The organism is Nocardioides sp. F233 (genome assembly GCF_057813895.1).
In genome coordinates this window covers 554,938-576,989 of record NZ_JBVASH010000001.1, presented here as the reverse complement: position 1 = coordinate 576,989, position 22,052 = coordinate 554,938, and the positions used below count along the sequence as shown (strand labels likewise).

Here is a 22,052-nt window from a genome sequence, read left to right as displayed (position 1 = left end):
GGAGAACCCGAGATGACCGACACCCTCGCGCCCGAGACCGCCGTCGTGCCCGACGACGGGCCGCCGACCGTCAACCCCGCCGCCGACTCCCCCGCCAACAAGCAGACCAACTTCGCCTCTCGGCCGATGACCGGCGACGAGTACGTCGAGAGCCTGCGCGACGGCCGGGAGATCTACCTCAACGGCGAGCGGGTCGAGGACGTCACCACGCACGCGGCGTTCCGCAACCCGATCCGGATGACCGCCCGTCTGTACGACGCCCTCCACACCGGCCCGCACGTCGACGAGCTCACCGTGCCCACCGACACCGGCAACGGCGGCGTGACCATGCCGTTCTTCAAGACGCCGACGTCGTCGGCCGACCTGCTCAAGGAGCGCGACGCGATCGCGCGCTGGGCGAAGATGACCTGGGGCTGGATGGGCCGCAGCCCCGACTACAAGGCGTCCTTCCTCGGCACGCTGCACGCCAACAAGGAGCTCTACGCGCCGTTCCAGGACAACGCCGAGCGCTGGTACCGCGAGTCCCAGGAGAAGGTCCTCTACTGGAACCACGCGATCATCAACCCGCCGGTCGACCGCAACCTGCCGCCCGACGAGGTCGGCGACGTCTACATGAAGGTCGAGAAGGAGACCGACGCCGGCCTGATCGTCTCCGGCGCGAAGGTCGTCGCGACCGGCTCGGCGATCACCAACTACAACTTCATCGCCCACTACGGCCTGCCGATCCGCAAGAAGCAGTTCGCGCTGATCTGCACCGTGCCGATGGACGCGCCGGGCGTGAAGCTGATCTGCCGGACGTCGTACACCCAGCAGGCCGCGCAGAACGGCACCCCGTTCGACTACCCGCTGTCGAGCCGGATGGACGAGAACGACACCATCTTCATCTTCGACAAGGTGCTGGTGCCCTGGGAGAACGTCTTCATGTACGGCGACGTCGACCGCATCAACGCGTTCTTCCCGCAGTCCGGCTTCCTGCCCCGGTTCACCTTCCAGGGCTGCACCCGCCTCGCTGTGAAGCTCGACTTCATCGCCGGCCTGCTCATGAAGGCCCTCGAGACCACCGGCTCCGGCGACTTCCGCGGCGTGCAGACCCGCGTCGGCGAGGTCATCGGCTGGCGCAACCTGTTCTGGTCGCTCACCGAGTCGATGGCCCGCGACCCCGAGCCGTGGGTCGGCGACGCCGTGATCCCGAAGCTGGAGTACGGCCTGACCTACCGGATGTTCATGATCCACGGCTATCCGCGGGTCAAGGAGATCATCGAACAGGACGTCGCCTCCGGCCTGATCTACCTGCCGTCCGGCGCCGCCGACTTCAAGTCCGCCGAGGTGCGCCCGTACCTCGACAAGTACGTCCGCGGTTCCAACGGCATCACCGCGGTCGACCGGGTCAAGGTGATGAAGGCGCTGTGGGACTCGATCGGCACCGAGTTCGGCGGCCGGCACGAGCTGTACGAGCGCAACTACTCCGGCAACCACGAGAACGTGAAGGCCGAGCTGCTCTTCGCCGCCCAGAACCGGGGCATCGTCGACCAGATGAAGGGCTTCGCCGACGAGTTCCTCGGTGAGTACGACCTCGACGGCTGGACGGTCCCCGACCTCTTCTAGTCCGGGCGGGCTCCGGCGACCGCGGTCCTGCCGCCCTCCGGGGATGCAGGACCGCGGTCAGGAGCCCGAGGACAGCAGGAAGATGAACCCCGCGCACAGCCCGCCGAACACGATCATCGTCAGGGCTGCTCCGGCCAGCATGCCGACGCCCCAGGGCCGGGTGCGCGGCCTGGCGAGGAACGGGATCGGCAGGAGCAACGGGACCACGATCCCACCGACGACGCCGATCCCGATCGGCGTGCCGTCGTAGTTGTTGGCCTGGGTCGAGAAGGCGCTGCCGATCGCCAGACCGAGGAGGGGGCAGGCGACGGCGAGCAGCGGCCCGATCAGGAGTCCGCCGAGCAGGTAGCCGAGGAGCTTGTTGGTCGTCTCCGGCGGCCCCTGCTGCGGCGGCGGGAAGGACCCGGGCGGGAACTGCTGGCTCATCTCGACTCCTTCACCTGATCCACCACCACACGCCGACCCCGCCCGCGACGACGAGCGCCCCAAGATAGGCCAGCACCAGCCGGGTGTCGCCCAGCAGGCACCGCGACCGCAGCAGCCCGGCGCGGCGGGCCCGGGCGTACCCGACGAAGCCCAGGGCCGCGAACCCGAGGAGCGCGACCGGGCCGAGCAGCCAGCCGAGCAGCGCCACCGTCGCGAACACGCACAGGCGCAGCGGGTCGGGCAGCTCGCTGTCGGCTCCGGCCCGGTCCGTCGGCTCCACCCGGGCCGGTGTGACCAGCCGCGGGTCCCGATCCGCGGCGCTCACCGGGCGGTCTCCCCCGTCGCCGTCGACAGCCGGGTGCGGGCCAGCGGCTCCCACGCCTGCAGGGCGCAGAAGGGAGCGCACTGGTGACCGCCGGTCGTGTCGTTGACGGTGGCCACGTGCACGCAGCACTGGGTGAGTCGCTCCTCGATCATCGTGTTCATGTCCATGAACGGCTTGACCGTGACCCGCAGGACCCGTTCGCCGAGCAGGCGGCGCAGTCGTTGCTGCTGCCCGGGCAGCCGGGTGGCCGCCAGCGTGGCCAGGGTGCCGATGCCGAGGTCGCAGCTCTGGCAGATGTCGCGCCAGATGTTCGCCATCGAGGGATGACTGAGGCTGGACTGCTCCGAGAGCAGGTCGAGCAGGGAGTCCTTCACGACCCGCCGCAGGTCGGCCGGGATGGAGTCGTCGGCGATCCGGTTGGCCAGCAGGTCGGGCTCCAGGTCGAGCCACTGCTTGAGCCGCTCCGGGCCGATCAGTGACACCAGGGAGCGCCAGGTGCCGGCGTCGTCGCGCAGCAGGTAGCCGACCGAGCAGCAGTGCGGGTGGCTGCACGGCAGCGCGGTGAGGTCGCGCCACCCGACGATGCCGCCGGTCTGCGGGCCGAGCCGGGCCAGCACCCCGGTGTGGGTGAGCCGGTCCAGCGGGTCGATGCCACTCGACCGACCGCTGCCGAAGACCGGCTGGATCGTCACGCCACCGACGTACGGCGTGTCGAGGGCGCGCTTGACCACGAACCCGATCTCGTCGTCGTTGACGCCGAGCGCGGCGGTCATGGTCAGCGTCGTGAAGATGCCCCGGCTCGACAGGCGCTCGATCGCGTCCTCCTTGAAGCGCCGGATGTCCGCCCCACGATGGTGCGTCGACGCCTCGGCGCTCTGGCCGTCGTACTGCAGGTAGACCTCGACCCGCTCGCGGTGGCGGGTGAGCAGGTCGAGCAGCGCGTCGTCGCGAGCGATGAGCAGGCCGTTGGTGTTGACCAGGATCCGCACGACCGGGCGCTGCGCCACCTCGTCGAGGAGCTCGGCCAGGTGGGGGTACAGCGTCGGCTCCCCGCCCGAGAGCATGAGGACGTCGATGCGCCCGTTCTCGCGGGAGATCCGGGTGTCGATCGAGGCGAGCACCTCGGCCAGCGGGGCGACGCTCGCCAGGGCCGGGGAGGACTCGGCGAAGCAGGTGGGGCACTTCAGGTTGCAGTGGTCGAGCAGGTCGGCCAGCAGGATGCAGGTGTGCTGGGTCTGCATCTCGGGCAGCCCGTCGGCGTACGCCGCCGGCACCGGGGCGAAGTTGCCGAGCAGGTCGGGAGCATGGACCTTCGTCGGTGCCGTCCACTGCTCGAGCCAGGTGAGGATCTCCGGCGACTCGTCGTAGAGCGTGCGGACCAGTCCGTGTCGTGCGCAGCCGCGCTCGAGCCACACCCGGTCGTCGCGGACCGCCAGCCAGCCGCTGAGTCGCGCCACCTGGTCGAGGGGCCGGGTCGGCTCCTCCTCGTGGCACAGCGGGCAGAACGCGTTGACGTAGCGGTGGATCCGGTCGCCACGCAGCGGCATGCCCGCCCCGCGGGGCGCCTTCATGCGGCCGCTCCGGCCGGCGTACGACGCAGCCCGCGGTAGGCGCCGCGCCGCCACTGCCACCCGATCCGGGCCAGCACCAGTGGCACCGTCGCGAGTAGGAAGAGCTGCGGCCGGGTGAGACCGACCCAGACCACCTCGTTGCCACGCACGAGCTCGACCAGGAAGCGGAAGATGCCGTAGGCCGCGACGTACCAGACGAAGGTCGTGCCGGGCGGCAGGTCGGCGCGGCGCAGCCACCACCACAGCACCGCGAACGCCGCCAGGTGGAAGGCGATCTCGTAGGCGAACGACGGATGCAGGGGTACGCCGGCCGCGACGCTGAAGCGAGCGGCGTCGGCCTCGTCGAGCCGGACCCCCCAGCCGTGACCGGTGGGGGTGCCCGGCTTCTCGGTGAGCAGGCAGCCGATCCGGCCGACGGCCATGCCGAGGGCGACGGCCGGGGCGAACAGGTCGCCGGTGCGCACCCGGTAGCCGACGAGACGCTTCGTCACGTGCACGCCCAGCCAGGCGCCCACCAGGCCGCCGAGGATCGACCGGTTGCCGTAGAGCCACTGCTCCGGCAGGGATGCGTTCGCCCGCAGGTCGAGGTGCTGGGCCCAGGTGCCCAGACGCATCAGCAGCGCAGCACCGACGAGGGCGCCGGTGACGACGTAGATCAGCCGCTCGTCGGTCTGGCCGCGGCGTCGAGCCTCCAGCACGAACACGGTCGCAGCCACGGCGACTCCGAGCCCGACGAAGACCTCGTGGATCCAGGCCGGCCCGAGCGTCAGCTGCATGGGCGCCATCGTGCCACGGCCCGACGGCGCCCCCGGTGGATCCGGGCGGTCAGCGCCCGGCGAGCTCCAGCTCGGGCGCGCCGGCCGGGAGGTCGGTGGGAACCGACCGGGGCGAGAGCACCGCGTTCACGACGCCGGCGACGACGACCACGGCAGCGGCCGCGATCGGCATGAACAGCGCGGTCGAGGTGCCGAAGCGGTCGGCCAGGTTGCCGGTGACGGCGGAGGCCAGGGACTGGCCCACGATGACCGCCGAGCCGAGGATCGTCATCACGGTGGCGGACCGGCCGACCGGGCTGCGCAGGGCACCGAGGCTGTACTGGGTCACCATCGTGGGCCCGATGCCGCAGCCGATGAGCAGCAGCACGGCGCACATGGCGGCGACGGACGAGGCGAACGGCAGCAGCGCGGCGCCGGCGAGCATGGCGGTGCCGAAGACGAGCCAGCGGGCGCGCAGCGAGAAGGCGGACGGGAACAGCGCCACGCCGAGGGCCAGAGCGGCGGAGCCGATGCCCATCACGCCGTACACGAGGCCGGCGGACTCCGCACCCCCGTGGTCGGCCATGAAGGAGGTCAGCGAGGTCAGCATCGAGCCGAAGAACAGGCCGACGCCGAAGATGCCGGCGACCACGGCCAGCAGCGCCGGCCGGGCGATCTCGCGCGCCGGGGCGGGCGGGGCGGCCTGCTCGTCGGCACCGGCCGCGGCGAGGGCCGAGGGGTGCAGCGCGAAGGCGGTCACGAACACCAGCGTGAGCAGGGCCGCGCCGGCGACGGGCGCCCACGGGTCGAGCGTCGTACCGAGGATGCCGACCACGAACGGACCGACGATGAAGACGATCTCGTCGGCCGCCGACTCGTAGGCCATGGTCGCGTCGAAGGTGCGCGAACGACGTCCGGGCGCGATCCGCGCGCCGATGATCTGGACCAGGCGGCTGCGCGACATGGGCGCGATCTGCGGGGCGCTCGCGCCCACCAGGTACGCCACCCCGAGCACGGCCGCGGCGGGCAGCGGGCTGTAGACCACCCACGCCATCAGGCCGAGCGCCGTCGTCGACGCGACGCCGCTGGCGAGCAGCACCCGGCGCTGGCCGAACCGGTCGGCGGCCGCGCCGAGCAGCGGGCCGACGGTCGCGGCGCCGAGGCCGACGACCGCGGAGTTGAGCCCGCCGAAGGCGAGCGAGTCACGACCGGCGACGACCAGGGTCAGCACGCCGACGACCATCATCGCGTAAGGCAGGCGCGCGACCAGCGCGATCGGGAAGTACGACGCACCGGCGGCACGCACCAGCGTCGGGGAGTGATCAGGCATGTCCTTCGTCCAAGGTGGTTCGGGTGCCGCCTTGGACCGCCGGTCGAGCCGGCGCGAGGTAGATACACGCAGTGGATCTGTTCATCTCAGGGTACGCCGCGTGTGGGGCACCGCCCAATCATCGGCGGGGTTCAGTAGGGTCCGGGCATGAGCACGCAGCCGACGTACGACCAGCTCGTCACTCTCCCCGCGTTCGCGGTCCAGCCGGTCCCCAGCGCGTTCGAGGACAGCAATGGCTTCCTCAACGTGCGCCACTACCTCGGCATCGGCAGCGAGGGCCTCGACGAGTCGCTCTACGACATCGGGATCCCGTTCAACTGGCCGGTGCTCAGCGGCTTCGCCTGCCTGTCGGCCGAGCACCACCTGACCTACCTGCACGAGCTGCGGACCGGCGACGAGATGTCCGTCCGAGTGCGCCTGCTCGGCCGCTCCGAGCGCGCCGCGCACGCACTGGTCTTCGTGCTCGACGACACCAACCAGCGCATCGCCTGCGTGTTCGAGGAGATCTTCCTCTGCGTCGAGATCGCCGACCGCAAGACCGCGCCCTGGCCCGCCGACATCGCCGCCGGCCTCGACAAGCGGGTCGCCGAGCACGAGGCGTTCGACTGGACGCCGGTCACCTCGGGTTGCCTCAAGCTGCGTTAGTCAGTCTGTCGGGCGCCCCCTCGGGACTGGTGCGCTGCGTGAGCGACTCACGGTGTTGGTTTGGCGCTCGCTCCGCTCGCGCATGTCGCGCCGCCTGCCAACGCCGTTTCTTCCTCCCCCGCTCGCTCGTTCCTCGCTCGCTCCTCCGTCCAGAAACGGCGGGCGGCGCGACGGAAACCCCGCTCGGGACTGGTGCGCTGCGTGAGCGACTCACGGTGTTGGTTTGGCGCTCGCTCCGCTCGCGCATGTCACGCGCGCTTTTGCGCGTCGCCTTCCTCCGCTGCGCTCGCTGGCGCTCGCTCCGCTCCGCTCCGTCCAGGCAACGCGGCGCGCGCGACGGAAACCACGTCCGGACTGGTGGGTCTCTTGCAGGACGCGCCAACCCGAACGGGGCGCCCATCGATACCCTCTGCACGTGAGTGACCTGCCCGTCCTGACGGCCGAGGAGCAGCGCGTGCTGGGGAGCCTCCTGGAGAAGGAGGTCACGGTGCCGGCGTCGTACCCGATGACGCTCACCGCCGTGCGCACCGCCTGCAACCAGCAGAGCAGCCGCGAGCCCGTCGTGGACTACGACGACGACCTCGTGCACCACACGCTGCGCGACCTCAAGCAGCGCGACCTCGTCGCGGTCACGTGGGACGACCGCGGACGGCGCACGCTCAAGTACCTCCAGACGCTCGCGGCGCGGCTCGACCTCGCTGAGGACGAGCGAGCCCTGATCACCGTGCTGCTGCTGCGTGGCCCGCAGCCGCCGGGTGCACTCCGCACGCGCACCGAGCGGCTGCACCCCTTCCCCGACCGGGATGCCGTCGAGGCGTGCCTGCAGCGGCTCGCCCAGCGCGAGCAGCCGCTCGTCCGGGTGCTGCCCAAGCAGCCCCGTGAGCAGGACGCCCGCTGGATCCACCTCCTCGGGCCCGTCGACCTTCCGGCCGCAGCGGCCGGCGCGGCGCCGCCGGCCGTCGACCGCGACGCGGTGCTCGCCGCCGGCCCCGAGACCCGTGACGCGAAGGTGCGGGCGGCCTATGCCGCCGTGGCGACGGCGTACGCCGATGCCCTGACCGGCGAGCTCGACGCGCTGCCGTTCGAGCGGTGGCTGCTCGACCGTGTCGCCACGCACGCCGGCACCGACCCGGTCGTCGAGGTCGGGTGCGGGCCGGGCCACGTCACGGCGTACCTCGCCGAAGCCGGCGCCGACGCAACCGGGCTCGACCTCACGCCCGAGATGGTCGCGCAGGCGCGGGAGCGCTACCCGGACGGCGTCTACGAGGTCGGCGACCTGCGCACCCTCATGCGCCCGGTCAACGGCTCGGGATGGGCGGCCGTCCTGGGCTGGTACTCGCTGATCCACCTCGCCGCATCCGAGTTGCCCGGGGCGGTCGAGGCGCTGACCCGACCGATGAGCTCCGACGGGCTCCTCGTGCTCGCCCTCCACGCGGGGGCGGAGGTGCGCCACCACGACACCTGGTTCGACCACGAGGTCGACCTCGACGTGGTCCTCCACGAGCCGGCCGACGTCGTCGCGCTCGTCGAGCGGGCAGGACTCGTCGACGTCGAGTGGTACCGGCGCGGGCCGGTCATCGCCCGCGGCGAGACCACCGAGCGGCTGTACGTCGTGGCCCGCAAACCGCGCTGACGCCTACTGCTCCTCGACCAGGACCCGGATGCTGGGCAGCTGCGCCAGCCCGTTGACGACGACGGAGAACACGAGCAGCACGACCGCCCAGTCCTCGTGGCCGGCGTCCCACAGGGCCAGGCTGGCCAGGCCGAAGACGACGACCTTGGCCAGCGGGCGAACCAGCGGGCCGCCGTACGGCGCCTTCGGCGAGGCCAGGAAGAACCAGACGGTCATCGCCAGCAGGGGCAGCAGCCACACGAGCAGCCACCGCGGGCTGCGGTCCCAGCCCCAGACCCCGAACGCTGCCACGGCCAGCAGCTCGTCGAGGAAGACCAGGGCCAGGACCGACCACCCGAAGATCGCGTTCACGGGCTGATCATGGCACGCAGCCGCGGGGTCTCGTGACGCCTCGATCGTCCCCTCGCTGGCGCTCGGGACCGATCCGACGCTCCTCGACCTTCGGCCTTCACCAGCGCCTTCGCAAGCTCAGGCGCGGCGGCCTCACTTCCAGGCCCGGACCCAGTCGACGGCCATCGTCGCCGACGTCGGGGTGTCGGGCGTGATCGCGTTCCAGCGGCCGCCGAACACCTGGGTGAGGACCAGGTAGAAGGGCTGGTCGAAGGGCTGCGGGGCGACGAGCGGCGCCGACGGCGTCCACGAGTGGGTGAAGCAGACCCGGTTGTCGTAGAGGAAGCGCATCGAGGTCGGCGTCCACTCCACGGCGTAGCGGTGGAACTGGGTGCCGGAGTTGGCGACCGGGCAGTTGTAGCCGCTGCTCAGCGCAGTGTTCTCGCCGGCGTAGTGGACCGACGGGTAGACGTTCTTGGGCGCGCCGCTGAACCACTCCGCGACGTCGATCTCGCCGGAGTTCGGCCAGGCACCGTAGGTGTGCTTCTGCGGGTAGAGCCACAGCGCGGAGTGGATGCCCTGGATCGTGGTGTTCGGCATCTTGGCGCGGAACTCGAAGCGGCCGTAGGTCTGCGTGAACAGGCCGTAGCTGCCGATCGTGGCGGCGGTGCGGTCGGTGTTGTACGAGCTGTAGGGGCTCGTGCACGCGAAGACCGCGTCCTCCTTGCGAGCGGTCAGGAAGAGCTGTCCCGAGCCGACCCGGATGTTGTCCGGATCGTCGACGTAGCAACCGGAGCCGAGCGCGCTGATACCGGTGACCGCCGTCGACTGGACCACCCACTTCGACCGGTCGAGCGTACTGCCGTTGAAGTCGTCCTCGAACGAGCATGCGTAGCGCCCGCCGCCCGGCTTCGCCGGGCGCTCACCGCCACACGCGGTGGACGGCGCCGCAGCAGCCACGGCGGCAGCCGCCGCGGTCGGGCTGGCGGTCACCGGCGCGAGGGCCGCAACGGCCGCCGTGGCCGCGCCCAGGGCGCACAGAAGTCGGAATCGGAGCATGGTGGACCTTTCTCTCCCCCCAGTGCGATCCGGTCAGCCTGAACTGGCTTCCCATGTCGGCCGGATCGCGAGGTCGAAGCCGATCTTTGCCCATGGAACGTGTTACTGGCTAGGGGCGAGGGCCCGAACGGGGTGGTCCGAACGAGTCATCACCAGGTCAGCGCCTGATCCCCACGGACTACGGTGGCGCGGTGAGCACGAGCCACCTCGACGACCTCGGCGCCGGGGTCCCCCTCCCCGGCCCGGCGACCCGGATCGTGTCCCTCGTCCCGTCGATCACCGAGGCCCTGGCGAGCGACGTACCCGACCGGCTGGTCGGCGCCACCGACTGGTGCACCCACCCCGCGGACCTCGCCGTCGCCCGGGTGCGCGGCACCAAGAACCCCGACCTCGCCGCCGTCCGCGCGCTCGACCCCGACCTGGTGGTGGCCAACCAGGAGGAGAACCGGGAGCTCGACGTACGCCGCCTGCGCGCCGCCGGCGTGCCCGTCTGGGTGACCGCGATCGAGACGGTGCCGCAGGCACTGGCCTCCCTCACCCGGTTGTACGACGAGGCGCTGGGCCTTGCCCCTCCCCCGTGGCTGGCCCGGGCGCGGGAGCTGTGGTCCGGCCCGTCGCCCGCGGGACGCGGCCGGGTCGCCGTACCCGTGTGGCGGGACCCGTGGATGGTCGTCGGGCCACGGACCTACACCAGCGACCTGCTGGCCCGCCTCGGCTGGAGCAACGCGTACGACGCCGGGGCAGGTGCCGGTGCGGACCGCTACCCGACGGTCGACCTGGCCGACCTCGACCGCGCCGACCTCGACCTGGTCCTGCTGCCCGACGAGCCCTACGTGTTCACCCCCGAGGACGGGCCCGAGGCGTTCACGCAGGTCCCGACCCGCCTGGTGTCGGGTCGGCTGCTGACCTGGTACGGCCCGGCGATGGTCGAGGCGCACGAGGCTCTGTCACGCTGACTGCGTGCGGATTCTGCTGCTGGTCGTCGCCCTCGCCGTCGTCGGGTGCATCGCGCTGCCCCTCAGCGCCTTCGTCCTCGACGGCACCGACACCGGCGAGAACCTGATCGTGCCGGTGCAGCTGCTCGTGACCGCGGCGGTCGGCGCGGCCCTCGGCGGGCTCGTGCTCGACCGGTCCCGCCCACCCCGCCGGCGCGCGCTGACCGGAGCCGGAATCGGCGTGCTCGGCGCGCTGGCCGGGATCGTCGTGTTCTTCCTGCTGCTCAACGGCCTCGACGGCGCCTGAGCGTCGCACTGTCGCGCGGCTCACACGTGGGGTCACCAATTCGTAACCGACGCGCGGCCGACCGGAAACCTGCGGACAGCAGGCTGGATGCATGACCAAGACGACCTCTCCTGAGACCCAGATCGCAGGGCGTCACCTCGAGTCCGTCGAGGACCTCGACGCCGTGGACCGCTCCCTCACCCGCCGCGCCGCCCTGCGCGACCGCCACGCCCAGGGCCTCTCGCGCCTGATGGACGAGCGCACCGACCTGCGCGGCGTGCACCCGCTCGCCGACTTCGTCGACGACGCCATCCGCTGGTCGGCCTGACCGGCGCCCCTCGACCGCCTTCCCCGGACCGCCGGGCGGCTCCTCACGCAGGAGCCGCCCGGCGGTGTTCGTCCGGGGCGTCAGCGGCGCCGGCGCGCCGTACCGAACATGCCGCGGGCGATCTCCGCAGCGGCGGTGCGCATGAACTGCTTGAACGCCGAGGACTTCACGACGTCCTTGACGATCTCGCCGGCGGCGTTGCCGTCGTCCTTCTTCTTCGGCGCGGCCTTCTCCTTCGCCGCGGGCTTGTCGGCCTTCTCGCCGGCCTCGGCCTTCGCGCCCTCCTCGAGCTTCTTGGCGAGGATCTCGCGGGCCGACTCGCGGTCGACGACCTCGGCGTACTTCGCCTGCCGGGGGCTGGCCTTGACGGTCGCCTCCATCGACTCGGCGCTGCTGGGCGCCATCAGCGACTCGGGCGCGCGCAGGCGGGTCCACGCGACCGGCGTCGGCGCGCCCTTCTCGCCCATGACCGTCACGATCGCCTCACCGATGCCGAGCGTCGTGATGACCTCGCCGAGGTCGGCGTACGCACTCTTGGGGTAGGTGTTGACGGTCGCCTTGAGCGCCTTCGCGTCGTTGGGCGTGTGGGCGCGCAGCTGGTGCTGGATCCGCGAGCCGAGCTGGGCGAGCACGTCGTCGGGTACGTCGGTCGGGCTCTGCGTCACGAAGAAGACGCCGACGCCCTTCGACCGGATCAGCCGCACCGTCTGGGCGATCGACTCCAGGAACGGCTTGGACGCGTCCTTGAACAGCAGGTGCGCCTCGTCGAAGAAGAAGACCAGCTTGGGCTGGTCGACGTCGCCGACCTCGGGCAGGTCGTGGAACAGGTCGGCGAGCAGCCACATCAGGAAGGTCGAGAAGATCGCCGGCCGGTCCTGCAGGTTCGGCAGCTCGACCAGGTTGACCAGGCCGCGGCCGTCGGACGCCTGCTGCAGCAGGTCGGCGGAGTCGAACTCCGGCTCGCCGAAGAACGCCTCGGCGCCCTGGTCGGCGAACCCGATGAGCTCGCGCAGGATCACGCCCGCGGTGGCCGACGACAGGCCGCCCAGCTCCTTGAGGTCGGCCTTGCCCTCGTCGCTGGTGAGGTGCTGGACGACCGCGCGCAGGTCCTGGAGGTCGAGCAGCGGCAGACCCTGCTTGTCGGCGTAGTGGAACACCAGGCCCAGGCTGGACTCCTGGGTGTCGTTGAGCCCGAGCACCCGGCTGAGCAGGATCGGGCCGAACGACGACACGGTCACCCGGATCGGGATGCCGATGCCCTGGCCACCGAGCGCGTAGTACTCCACCGGGAAGGCGGTCGCCTTCCAGTCCTGCCCGACCGACTTCGTGCGGGCGAGGAGCTTGTCGTTGGCCTCGCCGGCGGTGGCGATGCCGGACAGGTCGCCCTTGATGTCGGCGGCGAACACGGGTACACCGGCCGCGCTGAGCTGCTCGGCGAGCAGCTGGAGGGTCTTGGTCTTGCCGGTACCGGTCGCGCCGGCCACCAGGCCGTGCCGGTTGAGCATCGCCAGCGGGATCCGGATGGTGCTGCCGGAGAGCTGGTCGGGGCCGGTCATCAGACCGCCGAGCTCGAGCGCGGGCCCCTCGAAGGCGTACCCGGCGGCGATCGCCTCCTCGATGGGGCTCTTGGCGTCGGCCGGGGCGTCGGCCGGGGCGTCGGCCGGGGCGTCGGCCGGGGCGTCGGCCGGCGCGTCGGCCGGGGCGTCAGCCTCGGCGGCGGGGGCCTCGGGGGCCGCGGTGTCAGGTGCTGCGTCGGGAGTGGGCGTCTGCTCCTGCGTCATGCCGGAACTCTAGGCGGAGCCGGGGGCGGATTCACCACGGGATGTAGACGAATCGGAGCATCTGTAGCGGAGCTCCACGAGGGAACCGCCCGTTCGCCTACATCCCGTGGTGAATCCGCGGTCGGCCTCGCCCCGTAGACTCCGAAGCCGTGATCTTCAAGCGCGTGGGGGACGGGCGTCCCTACCCCGACCACGGCCTCACCTCGAAGGGGTGGGCCGCGGTGCCGCCGCGCCAGGTCCGGCTCGACCAGCTGGTCACGACCAAGGACACGCTGCAGCTCTCGTCCCTGCTCGACGAGGACTCCACCTTCTTCGGCGACCTCTTCGCCCACGTCGTGCTGTGGCGCGGCGACTACTACCTCGAGGACGGGCTGCACCGCGCCCTGCGGGCCGCTCTGCAACAGCGCAACGTCCTCCACGCGCGCGTGATCCGGATGGAGGGCTGAGAGCCGCATGGAAGCCCTCGACGTCAAGGCGAGCAGCCGATCGGCGGTGACCCTGGGTGCGCTGGCAGTGGTGTTCGTCGCGAGCGCCGCGTGGGGCTGGGCGAAGGTGACCCAGCCGTTCCCGGAGAAGGTCGAGCCGGCGCCCTGCGCCGCCACCCTGATCAAGAAGGGCGATGACCTCGCGCCGCCGCAGGTCATGGTCACGGTGCTCAACGGCGGGGGCGCCAACGGACTGGCGGGCACGACGATGGACAAGCTGGTCAGCTTCGGCTTCGCCAAGGGCGACACCGGCAACGCCCCCGACACCGGCGGCGCCGTGGCAGCGCAGGTGTGGTCGGACGACCCCGGCGACCCGGCGGCGATCCTGCTGGCGTCGTACCTCGGCAGCGACGTCGACATCGTCGACCAGCCCTCCGGCTACCCGGGCGTGACCATCGTGGTCGGCAAGCGGTTCCAGGGCGTCGTCGAGGGGAACCCGACCGTCACCGCCCGCACGGACGCCTACGTGTGCACACCGCCGCTCAGCAGCCAGCCCGAGAACCCGAGCTGACCGCCGTACCGGTCAGTCCTCGAGCCACTGCGCGAGCCGGCCGCCCTGGCTGACCTGGCGCAGCCGCTGCTCGGTCGCCTCGCGCAGCTTGCGGGGCGTGACGACGATCAGGTCGTCGCCGTGGCGCAGGACGGTACGACGCTCGGGCACCATCGTCTGCCCGTCCCGGACGACCATCGACACGTTCGCGCCCAGCGGCAGCCTCAGCTCGCCGACCTCGACGCCGTGCAGCTTCGAGACCGGGCTGATCGTGACCTGGAGCAGGTCGGCCGCGACCCGCTCGAGCGGCGCCGCCTCGACCTCGATGCCGCGCGGCTCCGAGCGGCGGGCGACGCGCAGCACGCGGGCGGTCAGCGGGAGCGAGGGCGCGGTGATCAGCGTGTCGAGCACGACGAGCACGAAGACGATGTCGAACAGCCGGGTCGCCCCGTCGACCCCCTCAGCGAGCGGGATCGTGGCCAGGACGATGGGGACCGCGCCGCGCAGCCCGGCCCAGGAGATGAAGGCGAGCTCCGCCCACCTCATCGGCCGTACGACAGCACTCACCACCACCGACACCGGCCGGGCCACGAAGGTCAGGATGCTGCCGGCCACCACAGCCATCCCGATGACCTCCCACGTCAGCCGTGCCGGCGAGAGCAGCAGGCCGAGCATGACGAACAGCCCGATCTGCGCGAGCCAGGCCAGGCCCTCCACGAACGAGCGCGTGGCCATCCGGTGCGGCAGCTCGGCGTTGCCGAGGACGAGCGCGGCGACGTAGACCGCGGCGAACCCGCTGGCGTGCACGGCCGCGGCGCCGCCGTACCCGATCAGGGTCAGGCAGAGCACTGCGATCGGGTACAGGCCGGACGACGGAAGTGCCGCGCGCCGCATCACCCAGGCACCGCCGAAGCCGGCCGCGAGCCCGAACGCGACGCCGGCGACGAGCTCGTAGGCCACGATGCCGGTGGTGCCGAGCAAGCCGTGCTCACCCACCGCTCCGGACGAGACGAGGGTGACGAGCACGACGGTCGGCGCGTCGTTGAGCCCGGACTCGGCCTCGAGGGTGCCGGTGATCCGCTTGGGGAGCGGTACGACGCGCAGTACCGAGAACACCGCCGCCGCGTCGGTCGGCGAGCAGACCGCGCCGAGCAGGATAGACAGCTGCCAGGACAGGCCGAGCAGGAAGTGCGCACCGACGGCGACGACGCCGATCGACACCAGCACGCCGAGCGTCGCCAGGGACAGGCCCATCCGCATCGCCGGGCGCGCGTCGCGCCAGTTCGTGGTGAGACCGCCCTCGGCGAGGATGACGGCCAGCGCGCCGAACCCGATCGCGTGCGCCACCTGCGCGTCGCTGAAGTCGATGCCGAGCCCCGCGTCGCCCAGCGCGACGCCCATCAGCAGGTAGACGAGAAGACTCGGGAGGCCCACCCCGGACGACATCCGCACGGCCAGCACGGCCAGGAACGTGACTCCGGCGCCGATCAGCAGGAAGGTGTCGAGCTGGTGGACATCGAAGGTCAAGAGTCACTCGGCTTCCGTCGGGTGGCAGGGTCAGTAGTCTATCGGTAGAACATGTTCTAGATTTGGTGCATGACGACCTCCCAGCCCGCCGGTCTCGCCATCCCCGACGCTCTCCCGGCCAGCGTCCTCGACGGCGCCGAGCACTTCGACGTGGTCGTGGTGGGCTTCGGCATCGCCGGTGGCTGCGCCGCCCTGGAGGCCGCCCGCGCGGGCGCCCGGGTGCTGCTGCTCGAGAAGGCGGCGATCCACGGCGGCACCTCCTCCATGTCGGGCGGGCACTTCTACCTCGGCGGCGGTACGGCGGTCCAGCGGGCCACCGGCCACGAGGACTCGGTCGAGGCGATGGTCGGCTACCTGATGGCCTCGACCAAGGACCCCGACGAGGAGAAGATCCGCGCCTACTGCGAGGGATCGGTCGCCCACTTCGACTGGCTCGAGGACCTCGGCTTCGAGTTCGAGCGCTCCTACTTCCCCGGCAAGGCCGTGATCCAGCCCGGCACCCAGGGCCTGATGTACACCGGCAACGAGAAGGTCTGGCCGTTCCGCGACCAGGTCGCCCCGGCCCCGCGCGGCCACAAGGTGCCGGTGCCCGGCGACACCGAGGGCACCAAGATCGTGATGGACCTGCTGCGCACGCAGGTCGAGAAGGCCGGCGTCGAGGTCCGCTACGAGACCGGCGCGACCAACCTGGTCGTCGACGGCGACCCCACGTCGGGCCGTGTCGTCGGCGTGGGTTGGCGCTCCTTCGACGAGCACGGCGCGATCGGCGCCGGCGGCGTGATCGTGGCGGCCGGCGGGTTCGTGATGAACCCGGACATGGTCGCCCGCTACACGCCGGCGCTCGGCTCGAAGCTGTTCACGCTCGGCTCGACGTACGACGACGGCCTGGGCATCCGCCTCGGCCAGTCCGTCGGCGCGGCGCTCGAGAACATGGAGGAGCCGTTCATCACGGCGCCCTTCTACCCGCCGTCGTCGCGGTGCAAGGGGATCATCGTCAACAAGGACGGCGAGCGGTTCGTGTCGGAGGACAGCTACCACGCGCGGACGTCGTACCACGTGGTGCAGCAGCCCGACGCCGTCGCGTACCTCATCGTCGACAGCGAGCACCTCGGCGAGGACCACATGCCGCTGGTGCCGCTCAAGGACGGCTTCGAGACCCTCGAGGAGATGGAGGCCGGCCTCGGCATGCCCGCGGGCTCGCTGGTGAAGACGGTCGAGACCTACAACGAGAACGCCGCCAACGGCGAGGACCCCGACTTCCACAAGCACCCCGACTGGATCGCCCCGCAGACGGCCGCTCCGTGGGCCGTCCTCGACCTGTCGCTCGGCGTTGCGCTGTACGCCGGCTTCACCATCGGCGGGATGGCGACGACCGTCGACGGCGAGGTTCGTCGTACCGACGGCTCGGTCGTCCCCGGCCTGTACGCCGCCGGCGCCTGCGCCTCCAACATCGCCCAGGACGGCGCCGGCTACTGCTCCGGCACCCAGCTCGGCGAGGGGTCGTTCTTCGGCCGCCGCGCCGGTCGGCACGCCGCCACCCGCTGACCCGGCTCGAAATGGCTCCTGAAATCCGCTGACCCGGCTCGAAGTAGCTCGCAAATCCCGTCGACCCGGCAGAAAGTGGCTCGCAAACAAGCCACTTTCTGCCGGGTCGGCGTGAATTCGGAGCCACTTTCTGCCGGGTCGGCGCAAAACCCGGGCCAGTTTCTGCCGGGTCGCGCATGACAGGATCGGCGCGTGACCGACCGCCTCACCGCCGCCGCCCGGGCGAACGTCCCGCCCTTCCACGTGATGGACCTGCTCGCCGCGGCGGCGGAGCGGCAGCGCAGCCACGGCGACCTGGTCAACCTGGTCGCCGGACAGCCGAGCACGGGCGCGCCGGCGATGGTCAACGCCGCGGCGATCCGGCTGCTCGGCAGCGGCGACCCGCTCGGGTACACGACCGCGACCGGCATCGTCGAGCTGCGTACGGCGATCGCCGGCCACTACCGCCGCACGTACGACGTGGCCGTGGACCCCGACGACGTGATCGTCACGACCGGGTCGAGCGGCGGCTTCCTGCTGGCGTTCCTCGCGGCCTTCGACGCGGGCGCGCGGGTGGCGATCGCGCGGCCGGGCTACCCCTGCTACCGCAACGTGCTGGCGGCCCTCGGCTGCGCGGTGGTCGAGATCGCGACGGGACCCGGGACCCGCTTCCAGCCGACCGTCGAGCAGCTCGCCGAGGCGCACGCGCGTGAGCCGCTCGACGGCCTCGTCGTCGCGAGCCCCGCGAACCCGACCGGCACCATGCTCCTGCCGGAGGAGCTCGCCGCGATCGCCCGCTGGTGCGAGGAGAACGGCGTCCAGCTGGTCTCGGACGAGATCTACCACGGCATCCAGTACGCCGGCTCGCGCGCCGGCTGCGCCTGGGAGACCTCGCGCGAGGCGGTCGTGTTCGGCTCGTTCTCGAAGTACTTCTCGATGACCGGTTGGCGGCTGGGCTGGATGCTGGCCCCCGAGCGGCTGCGCCGGCCGGTCGACGTGCTGACCGGCAACTTCTCGATCTGCCCGCCCGTGCTCGCCCAGCACGCGGCGCTCGCTGCGTTCGAGGACACGGCGTACGCCGAGCTCGACGGGCACGTGCAGCGCTACGCCCACAACCGCGGCCTGCTCCTCGACGGCCTGCAGCGGCTCGGGATCACCCGGCTGGCGCCCGCGGACGGCGCGTTCTACGCGTACGCCGACGTCGGGCACCTCACCACCGACTCGATGGCCTACTGCCGCGACCTGCTGGCGCGCACCGGCGTCGCGGTCGCGACCGGCATCGACTTCGACACCGTCGACGGCGGCCGGTTCCTGCGGTTCAGCTTCGCCGGCACCGCCGACGACATCTCCACCGCGCTGGACCGGCTCGACGGCAACCTCTGATCTGGCGGCCCCTCACCATCGTTAGGGTGACGGGGTGATCGACCGTCGGGAGCTCGAGCAGCGCAACGACGCGATCCACGCCGAGCACCGGGCCGCGGTGACCGCCGGCGTGCAGCGGGTGCTGCGGCTGACCCGGACCGGCGAGCTGCACAGCTATCTGCCGGACGAGATCGGCCTCGAACCCCGCGGCAGCACCCGGGAAGTGACCAGCTGGTGGGGCCTGTCGATCCTGGCCGTCTTCTTCGGGGCACTGTTCGCGGCCTCGTGGCTGATCATCTTCGTCCCGGTCGCCGAAGGCCACGCACCCGCCTGGGGCGGTCTGGTGGTGACCCTGATGAGCGCGCCCGCGGCCCTCTACACCGCAAGCCTCGCCCGAACGCAGCACCGTGCCCGTGCGGTCCGCCGGCGCCGCGGCGCCCCCGAGCCGAGCGATGCCCCGGTGCCGTACCGCTGGCGCGATCCCGCCCCCGAGCCGCGCCCCCGAGCACCGCACCCGCGGGCCGACCGGTGGCGCAAGCGGCCGTGGTGGTGGGTCATCGCACGCGGCCTGCTCGCGGGCTTCCTGGTCCTCGGCACGGTCGGCACGCTCCTCGAGCCAGACCGCGACACCGCGAGCGTGCTCTGGACCACCGGCGCCGGCCTGCTGCTGACCGTCGCGCTGCCGGTGGCACTCGCAGCGCGCCGCGTCCGGAATACGGGGGTTTGAGCCGGGATGGAATGGGGAAGGGCGCGACTCATGTACGGCGACAGCGAGATCATCCGGCGTCGTGCCACCCAGCTGCGTGACCAGGGGGCCGACGTACGCGCCCTGGCCGACGAGCTCGTCGCCCGGGTCGAGGGTCTCGGCTGGACCGGACGGGCCGCGGACGCGATGCGCGAGCGGGTCACCGACCGCGCCAGCCACCTGCGAGTGGCCGCCGAGCGGCACACCGGTGCCGCCGATGCGCTGGCCGACCACGCCGAGAGCGTCGACGCGGTGCGTGAGGAGATCGCCACGACCCAGGCCCGGGTGCACGCACTGGTCACCGACGCGCACGCCCGGATCGCCGCGATCGCCGGCCGCAACGAGGCCGGCGACGGGCTCCAGGTCACGCCCGACCCGCTGGACGAGGCGCTCGCCGCGTTCACCCCTCCGCCTGCCGGACACCGCGACTGGCTCACCGTCGACGTCCCCGGCCTGGAGCGCTGATCGCCCGATGCCGACCATCGACCTCACCTCGGTCCCGCCCGCCGCAGCGCCGGCAGGCGACGGTGGCGCCCTCGCCGCCGCACCCCGCCGGATCGGCCTGACCCTGGCCGAGCTGCAGCACGCCGCCCGCCTCGCCGGCGACGCACCGCTGCCGTTCGAGGTCGCCGCACCGCCCACCACCGACGCCATGCAGGCCCGCCTCGGACAGAGCCCCGCGTCGCTCGACGACGAGGCCTTCCGTGCGGCCGTCGCTGCGCTGCACGACCCCGCCGACTCGCTCGAACGCCGCGGCCTGACGGTCGACGGCGTCCTCGACGCCGGACTGGCCGGCGCGATCGGCCTGCTCGCCTCACCGCGCTTCGCACTCGACGTCGACGTCACGATGGGCGGCGTGCAGGCCAAGGTCTGGCACCGCCAGGGCGGGAGCGCCGTCGCCTCGCTGGCCACCGTCGACGGGATCGTGTTCGAGCTGGGCTGGTTCGGCACCGACGCCTGGGCCGCCGAACTGGCGCGGGTCGCCGCGATCTCCGAGGAGGTCGCGCTCGGGTCCTCGGACGTGCCGTCGTACGTCGACCTGCCGTTCGAGCTCGCCGACGCGGCCGCCGAGGCGAGCGGCTCGGGCCGGGGTGACCTGCTGCCCGTGCTCGTGTCCCGGCACAGCGGCGCGGTCCGTGGAGCCGACGGGCTCGTGGACGACGCGGCTGTCGTCGGCGTGCTCGCCGCACTGGCGGGCGAGGCCCGCGGGCGGTTGCGGGCCCTGGTCGCCGACGTGTCCGGCGCCGCGGTCGACACCGTCGGCGTCGTCTCCTGGACGCTGCTGGGCGACGGCTGGCGCTCGCTGCGCCCCCACCACGAGGACGGGGTGCTCCGGCTCGAGGTGAGGGCCGCCGCGCCCGAGGACCTTGCCGCACTGGTCGCGCCGGTCCTCGGGGAGGCGGCGCGATGAGCGCCGAGGAGCAGCAGCCGCTCACCGCGGTCGAGGTCGCCGACCTGGCCGACAAGTACGACCAGATGCTGCGGCTCGCCGACCTGTTCGACGACGCCGGCGCCCAGATGCGGGAGTGGTCGCAGCTCGGCGCCGACGTGCTGGTCGACCCCGACGTCGCCGACTCCGCGCCGCTGTCCCCCACGACGTGGTCGACCGCCGAGGACGAGGTGCGCGCCGCGACCACCGGCAAGGGCAGCCTGCTGAGCCGGTCCATCGAGCTCGACGCCGACGCACTGGTGCTGCGGGCGACCGTGATGACGTACCGCTGGATCGACGAGCTCCAGGCGGCGGCATACGAGACCCTCGGCTCGATCGCCGGCAAGGCGATCGGCTACCTCGCTCCCGAGGTCAACCTCGGCGGCGCGATCGTCGCAGCCGGTCTGATCGAGACCGACGCGCTCGACCGCGACGGCGTGGCGGCGTACCTCGGCGAGCTGGCCGAGGCCAACCCCGAGCTGATGGAGCACGTCACCACCGGCGGCGGCGTGCTCGACAGCCTGCAGATGCGCGGGCTGCTCACCGCCGGCGTGCTGGCCGGTGACGCCGGACGCTCCGCCCGGATCGGCGGCCTGCGCGCCACCGGCATCGCCCCGCTGCCCGACGACTGGGGCGCCGCCCTGCGCGACGTCGCCGTCGGCCTGGCCGAGAGCACGGAGCCGGTGCCCAGCGGGGCGGCGACCGTCGACGGCGCACCTGCCGGGCTCGGCGACCTGATGACGATCCTCACCGAGCAGCAGGACGGCCCGGTCCGGGTGCTGCGCGCGGCGCCCGGCCGCCTGGTCGCCTTCCTGCCCGACGCCGCGGCTCCCGCACCCTCCCCCGGCCGGCTCCGGTTGGTCTCCGGCGACGCGTCCAGCGAGGCCTCCGCCGTCGTCCGCGCCCTCGCCGCCGCGCTCGATCCGGGCGGCCAGCCCGGCGACGAGCCCGCCCGGGTGATGCTGGTCGGGCGCGGCAGCGGCGGCGCGGCCGCACTCGAGATCGCGACCCGCACGGACCTGCCCGGCTTCGTGGTCGAGCAGGTCGTCACCGCCGACGCCCCCGCGGCCCAGCTCGCCCACCTCCCGGCCGACGTCCGGGTGCTCTCGCTCGAGGACCGCAGCAACCCGGTCGCCCTGCTCGGCTCGCTGATCAACGCGGGCGCCAGCAACCGCCTCACCGTCGTCTACGACGCCGGCACCGACGCCGCCTCCCCCGCCCTCGTCACCGGCGGCCGCGCCGCCGACCGGGCCGACCACCCGGACCTCGTCGCCGCCCTCGCCCGCTGGCGCGCGCTGGGCTTCCTGCGCCCCGCCTGACGTTCCGCCGAGCGCACCGAGCGCCGGACCAACAGGGCGATCCCCGTCACACGGACGGCGGCGTCAGCCTGCCCACGGTCCATTTCTGTCCGATTTCCTTGACAAAACCCCGGTCGATGTACGCAACATGGTGTTGCGCTAACAGCGAGCACGCTCCCGATT

23 protein-coding genes are annotated in these 22,052 nt (G+C 72.3%); 14 read left to right on the top strand and 9 right to left on the bottom strand.

What is annotated here, in order from left to right:
* Positions 1-12 precede the first annotated feature (12 nt).
* The gene (locus ACZYRU_RS02700; RefSeq protein WP_488955536.1) at positions 13-1,605 is read left to right on the top strand and encodes a 4-hydroxyphenylacetate 3-hydroxylase family protein; all 1,593 of its coding nucleotides are present in this window, start codon (positions 13-15) and stop codon (positions 1,603-1,605) included.
* Positions 1,606-1,662: 57 nt separating this feature from the next.
* On the opposite strand, the gene ACZYRU_RS02695 is transcribed toward ACZYRU_RS02700, so the two are convergent.
* Genes ACZYRU_RS02695 through ACZYRU_RS02675 form a run of 5 tightly spaced genes read right to left on the bottom strand, consistent with a single transcriptional unit; the run spans position 1,663 to position 6,012 of the window.
* Positions 1,663-2,031 (bottom strand): hypothetical protein, encoded by a 369-nt coding sequence (locus tag ACZYRU_RS02695; protein ID WP_488955535.1) that lies wholly within the window; start codon positions 2,029-2,031, stop codon positions 1,663-1,665.
* A gap of 10 nt (positions 2,032-2,041) precedes the next feature.
* A complete protein-coding gene (locus tag ACZYRU_RS02690) occupies positions 2,042-2,356 on the bottom strand; it encodes a hypothetical protein (RefSeq protein ID WP_488955534.1) in 315 nt (104 codons plus the stop codon).
* Positions 2,353-3,927 (bottom strand): radical SAM protein, encoded by a 1,575-nt coding sequence (locus ACZYRU_RS02685; protein ID WP_488955533.1) that lies wholly within the window; start codon positions 3,925-3,927, stop codon positions 2,353-2,355. Before ACZYRU_RS02685 ends, ACZYRU_RS02690 begins: the two co-directional genes overlap by 4 nt.
* Positions 3,924-4,703 (bottom strand): prolipoprotein diacylglyceryl transferase, encoded by a 780-nt coding sequence (locus tag ACZYRU_RS02680; protein WP_488955532.1) that lies wholly within the window; start codon positions 4,701-4,703, stop codon positions 3,924-3,926. Before ACZYRU_RS02680 ends, ACZYRU_RS02685 begins: the two co-directional genes overlap by 4 nt.
* Positions 4,704-4,752: 49 nt before the next feature.
* Positions 4,753-6,012, bottom strand: a complete 1,260-nt coding sequence (locus ACZYRU_RS02675; protein WP_488955531.1) for an MFS transporter — start codon at positions 6,010-6,012, stop codon at positions 4,753-4,755.
* A gap of 147 nt (positions 6,013-6,159) precedes the next feature.
* Here ACZYRU_RS02675 and ACZYRU_RS02670 point away from each other — a divergent pair, with 147 nt between their 5' ends.
* Both ACZYRU_RS02670 and ACZYRU_RS02665 read left to right on the top strand, forming a co-directional pair.
* Positions 6,160-6,657, top strand: coding sequence for a thioesterase family protein (locus ACZYRU_RS02670; RefSeq protein WP_488955530.1), 498 nt, complete (start codon positions 6,160-6,162; stop codon positions 6,655-6,657).
* Between the two features lie 415 nt (positions 6,658-7,072).
* Entirely contained in the window at positions 7,073-8,290 is a 1,218-nt protein-coding gene (locus tag ACZYRU_RS02665) for a DUF480 domain-containing protein (RefSeq protein WP_488955529.1), read from the top strand.
* Positions 8,291-8,293: 3 nt separating this feature from the next.
* Here the strand turns inward: ACZYRU_RS02665 and ACZYRU_RS02660 are convergent, their stop codons facing one another.
* Positions 8,294-8,641 (bottom strand): YrdB family protein, encoded by a 348-nt coding sequence (locus ACZYRU_RS02660; RefSeq protein WP_488955528.1) that lies wholly within the window; start codon positions 8,639-8,641, stop codon positions 8,294-8,296.
* Between the two features lie 132 nt (positions 8,642-8,773).
* On the bottom strand, positions 8,774-9,679 hold the full coding sequence (locus tag ACZYRU_RS02655; RefSeq protein ID WP_488955527.1) for a glycoside hydrolase family 16 protein: 906 nt from the start codon (positions 9,677-9,679) through the stop codon (positions 8,774-8,776).
* 191 nt (positions 9,680-9,870) lie between these two features.
* Between ACZYRU_RS02655 and ACZYRU_RS02650 the strand changes: the two genes are divergently transcribed.
* The 3 genes from ACZYRU_RS02650 (at position 9,871) to ACZYRU_RS02640 (ending at position 11,228) form a co-directional block, all read left to right on the top strand.
* The gene (locus tag ACZYRU_RS02650; protein WP_488955526.1) at positions 9,871-10,635 is read left to right on the top strand and encodes a helical backbone metal receptor; all 765 of its coding nucleotides are present in this window, start codon (positions 9,871-9,873) and stop codon (positions 10,633-10,635) included.
* A gap of 4 nt (positions 10,636-10,639) precedes the next feature.
* Positions 10,640-10,921 (top strand): hypothetical protein, encoded by a 282-nt coding sequence (locus ACZYRU_RS02645; RefSeq protein ID WP_488955525.1) that lies wholly within the window; start codon positions 10,640-10,642, stop codon positions 10,919-10,921.
* Positions 10,922-11,012: 91 nt separating this feature from the next.
* A complete protein-coding gene (locus ACZYRU_RS02640; RefSeq protein ID WP_488955524.1) occupies positions 11,013-11,228 on the top strand; it encodes a hypothetical protein in 216 nt (71 codons plus the stop codon).
* 80 nt (positions 11,229-11,308) lie between these two features.
* On the opposite strand, the gene ACZYRU_RS02635 is transcribed toward ACZYRU_RS02640, so the two are convergent.
* The gene (locus ACZYRU_RS02635; protein WP_488955523.1) at positions 11,309-13,009 is read right to left on the bottom strand and encodes a helicase HerA-like domain-containing protein; all 1,701 of its coding nucleotides are present in this window, start codon (positions 13,007-13,009) and stop codon (positions 11,309-11,311) included.
* 149 nt (positions 13,010-13,158) lie between these two features.
* Here ACZYRU_RS02635 and ACZYRU_RS02630 point away from each other — a divergent pair, with 149 nt between their 5' ends.
* Positions 13,159-13,455 carry a type II toxin-antitoxin system VapB family antitoxin gene (locus tag ACZYRU_RS02630; RefSeq protein WP_204836622.1) on the top strand — a complete coding sequence of 99 codons (297 nt, stop codon included), beginning with the start codon at positions 13,159-13,161 and terminating at the stop codon, positions 13,453-13,455.
* A gap of 7 nt (positions 13,456-13,462) precedes the next feature.
* Positions 13,463-14,005, top strand: coding sequence for a LytR C-terminal domain-containing protein (locus ACZYRU_RS02625; protein ID WP_488955522.1), 543 nt, complete (start codon positions 13,463-13,465; stop codon positions 14,003-14,005).
* 12 nt (positions 14,006-14,017) lie between these two features.
* On the opposite strand, the gene ACZYRU_RS02620 is transcribed toward ACZYRU_RS02625, so the two are convergent.
* Positions 14,018-15,511, bottom strand: a complete 1,494-nt coding sequence (locus tag ACZYRU_RS02620) for a potassium/proton antiporter (RefSeq protein ID WP_488955521.1) — start codon at positions 15,509-15,511, stop codon at positions 14,018-14,020.
* 69 nt (positions 15,512-15,580) lie between these two features.
* Between ACZYRU_RS02620 and ACZYRU_RS02615 the strand changes: the two genes are divergently transcribed.
* The 6 genes from ACZYRU_RS02615 (at position 15,581) to ACZYRU_RS02590 (ending at position 21,890) form a co-directional block, all read left to right on the top strand.
* The gene (locus ACZYRU_RS02615) at positions 15,581-17,056 is read left to right on the top strand and encodes an FAD-binding protein (protein ID WP_488955520.1); all 1,476 of its coding nucleotides are present in this window, start codon (positions 15,581-15,583) and stop codon (positions 17,054-17,056) included.
* 192 nt (positions 17,057-17,248) lie between these two features.
* The gene (locus ACZYRU_RS02610) at positions 17,249-18,418 is read left to right on the top strand and encodes a pyridoxal phosphate-dependent aminotransferase (RefSeq protein ID WP_488955519.1); all 1,170 of its coding nucleotides are present in this window, start codon (positions 17,249-17,251) and stop codon (positions 18,416-18,418) included.
* Positions 18,419-18,452: 34 nt separating this feature from the next.
* A complete protein-coding gene (locus ACZYRU_RS02605; protein WP_488955518.1) occupies positions 18,453-19,124 on the top strand; it encodes a hypothetical protein in 672 nt (223 codons plus the stop codon).
* 30 nt (positions 19,125-19,154) lie between these two features.
* Positions 19,155-19,607: a putative T7SS-secreted protein gene (locus ACZYRU_RS02600; RefSeq protein ID WP_488955517.1), complete on the top strand. Its 453-nt coding sequence runs from the start codon at positions 19,155-19,157 to the stop codon at positions 19,605-19,607.
* A gap of 7 nt (positions 19,608-19,614) precedes the next feature.
* Complete coding sequence (locus ACZYRU_RS02595; protein ID WP_488955516.1) at positions 19,615-20,553, top strand: hypothetical protein; 939 nt, start codon at positions 19,615-19,617, stop codon at positions 20,551-20,553.
* Complete coding sequence (locus ACZYRU_RS02590; protein WP_488955515.1) at positions 20,550-21,890, top strand: hypothetical protein; 1,341 nt, start codon at positions 20,550-20,552, stop codon at positions 21,888-21,890. Before ACZYRU_RS02595 ends, ACZYRU_RS02590 begins: the two co-directional genes overlap by 4 nt.
* The last annotated feature ends 162 nt before the right edge of the window (positions 21,891-22,052 follow it).

Excerpts from the sequence above, each read along its gene's own strand:
- ACZYRU_RS02700 (WP_488955536.1), top strand. The coding sequence starts at position 13 with ATGACCGACACCCTCGCGCCCGAGACCGCCGTCGTGCCCGACGACGGG.
- ACZYRU_RS02695 (WP_488955535.1), bottom strand. The coding sequence starts at position 2,031 with ATGAGCCAGCAGTTCCCGCCCGGGTCCTTCCCGCCGCCGCAGCAGGGG.
- ACZYRU_RS02685 (WP_488955533.1), bottom strand. The coding sequence starts at position 3,927 with ATGAAGGCGCCCCGCGGGGCGGGCATGCCGCTGCGTGGCGACCGGATC.
- ACZYRU_RS02680 (WP_488955532.1), bottom strand. The coding sequence starts at position 4,703 with ATGCAGCTGACGCTCGGGCCGGCCTGGATCCACGAGGTCTTCGTCGGG.
- ACZYRU_RS02675 (WP_488955531.1), bottom strand. The coding sequence starts at position 6,012 with ATGCCTGATCACTCCCCGACGCTGGTGCGTGCCGCCGGTGCGTCGTAC.
- ACZYRU_RS02670 (WP_488955530.1), top strand. The coding sequence starts at position 6,160 with ATGAGCACGCAGCCGACGTACGACCAGCTCGTCACTCTCCCCGCGTTC.
- ACZYRU_RS02655 (WP_488955527.1), bottom strand. The coding sequence starts at position 9,679 with ATGCTCCGATTCCGACTTCTGTGCGCCCTGGGCGCGGCCACGGCGGCC.
- ACZYRU_RS02640 (WP_488955524.1), top strand. The coding sequence starts at position 11,013 with ATGACCAAGACGACCTCTCCTGAGACCCAGATCGCAGGGCGTCACCTC.
- ACZYRU_RS02635 (WP_488955523.1), bottom strand. The coding sequence starts at position 13,009 with ATGACGCAGGAGCAGACGCCCACTCCCGACGCAGCACCTGACACCGCG.
- ACZYRU_RS02625 (WP_488955522.1), top strand. The coding sequence starts at position 13,463 with ATGGAAGCCCTCGACGTCAAGGCGAGCAGCCGATCGGCGGTGACCCTG.
- ACZYRU_RS02615 (WP_488955520.1), top strand. The coding sequence starts at position 15,581 with ATGACGACCTCCCAGCCCGCCGGTCTCGCCATCCCCGACGCTCTCCCG.
- ACZYRU_RS02600 (WP_488955517.1), top strand. The coding sequence starts at position 19,155 with ATGTACGGCGACAGCGAGATCATCCGGCGTCGTGCCACCCAGCTGCGT.
- ACZYRU_RS02595 (WP_488955516.1), top strand. The coding sequence starts at position 19,615 with ATGCCGACCATCGACCTCACCTCGGTCCCGCCCGCCGCAGCGCCGGCA.
- ACZYRU_RS02590 (WP_488955515.1), top strand. The coding sequence starts at position 20,550 with ATGAGCGCCGAGGAGCAGCAGCCGCTCACCGCGGTCGAGGTCGCCGAC.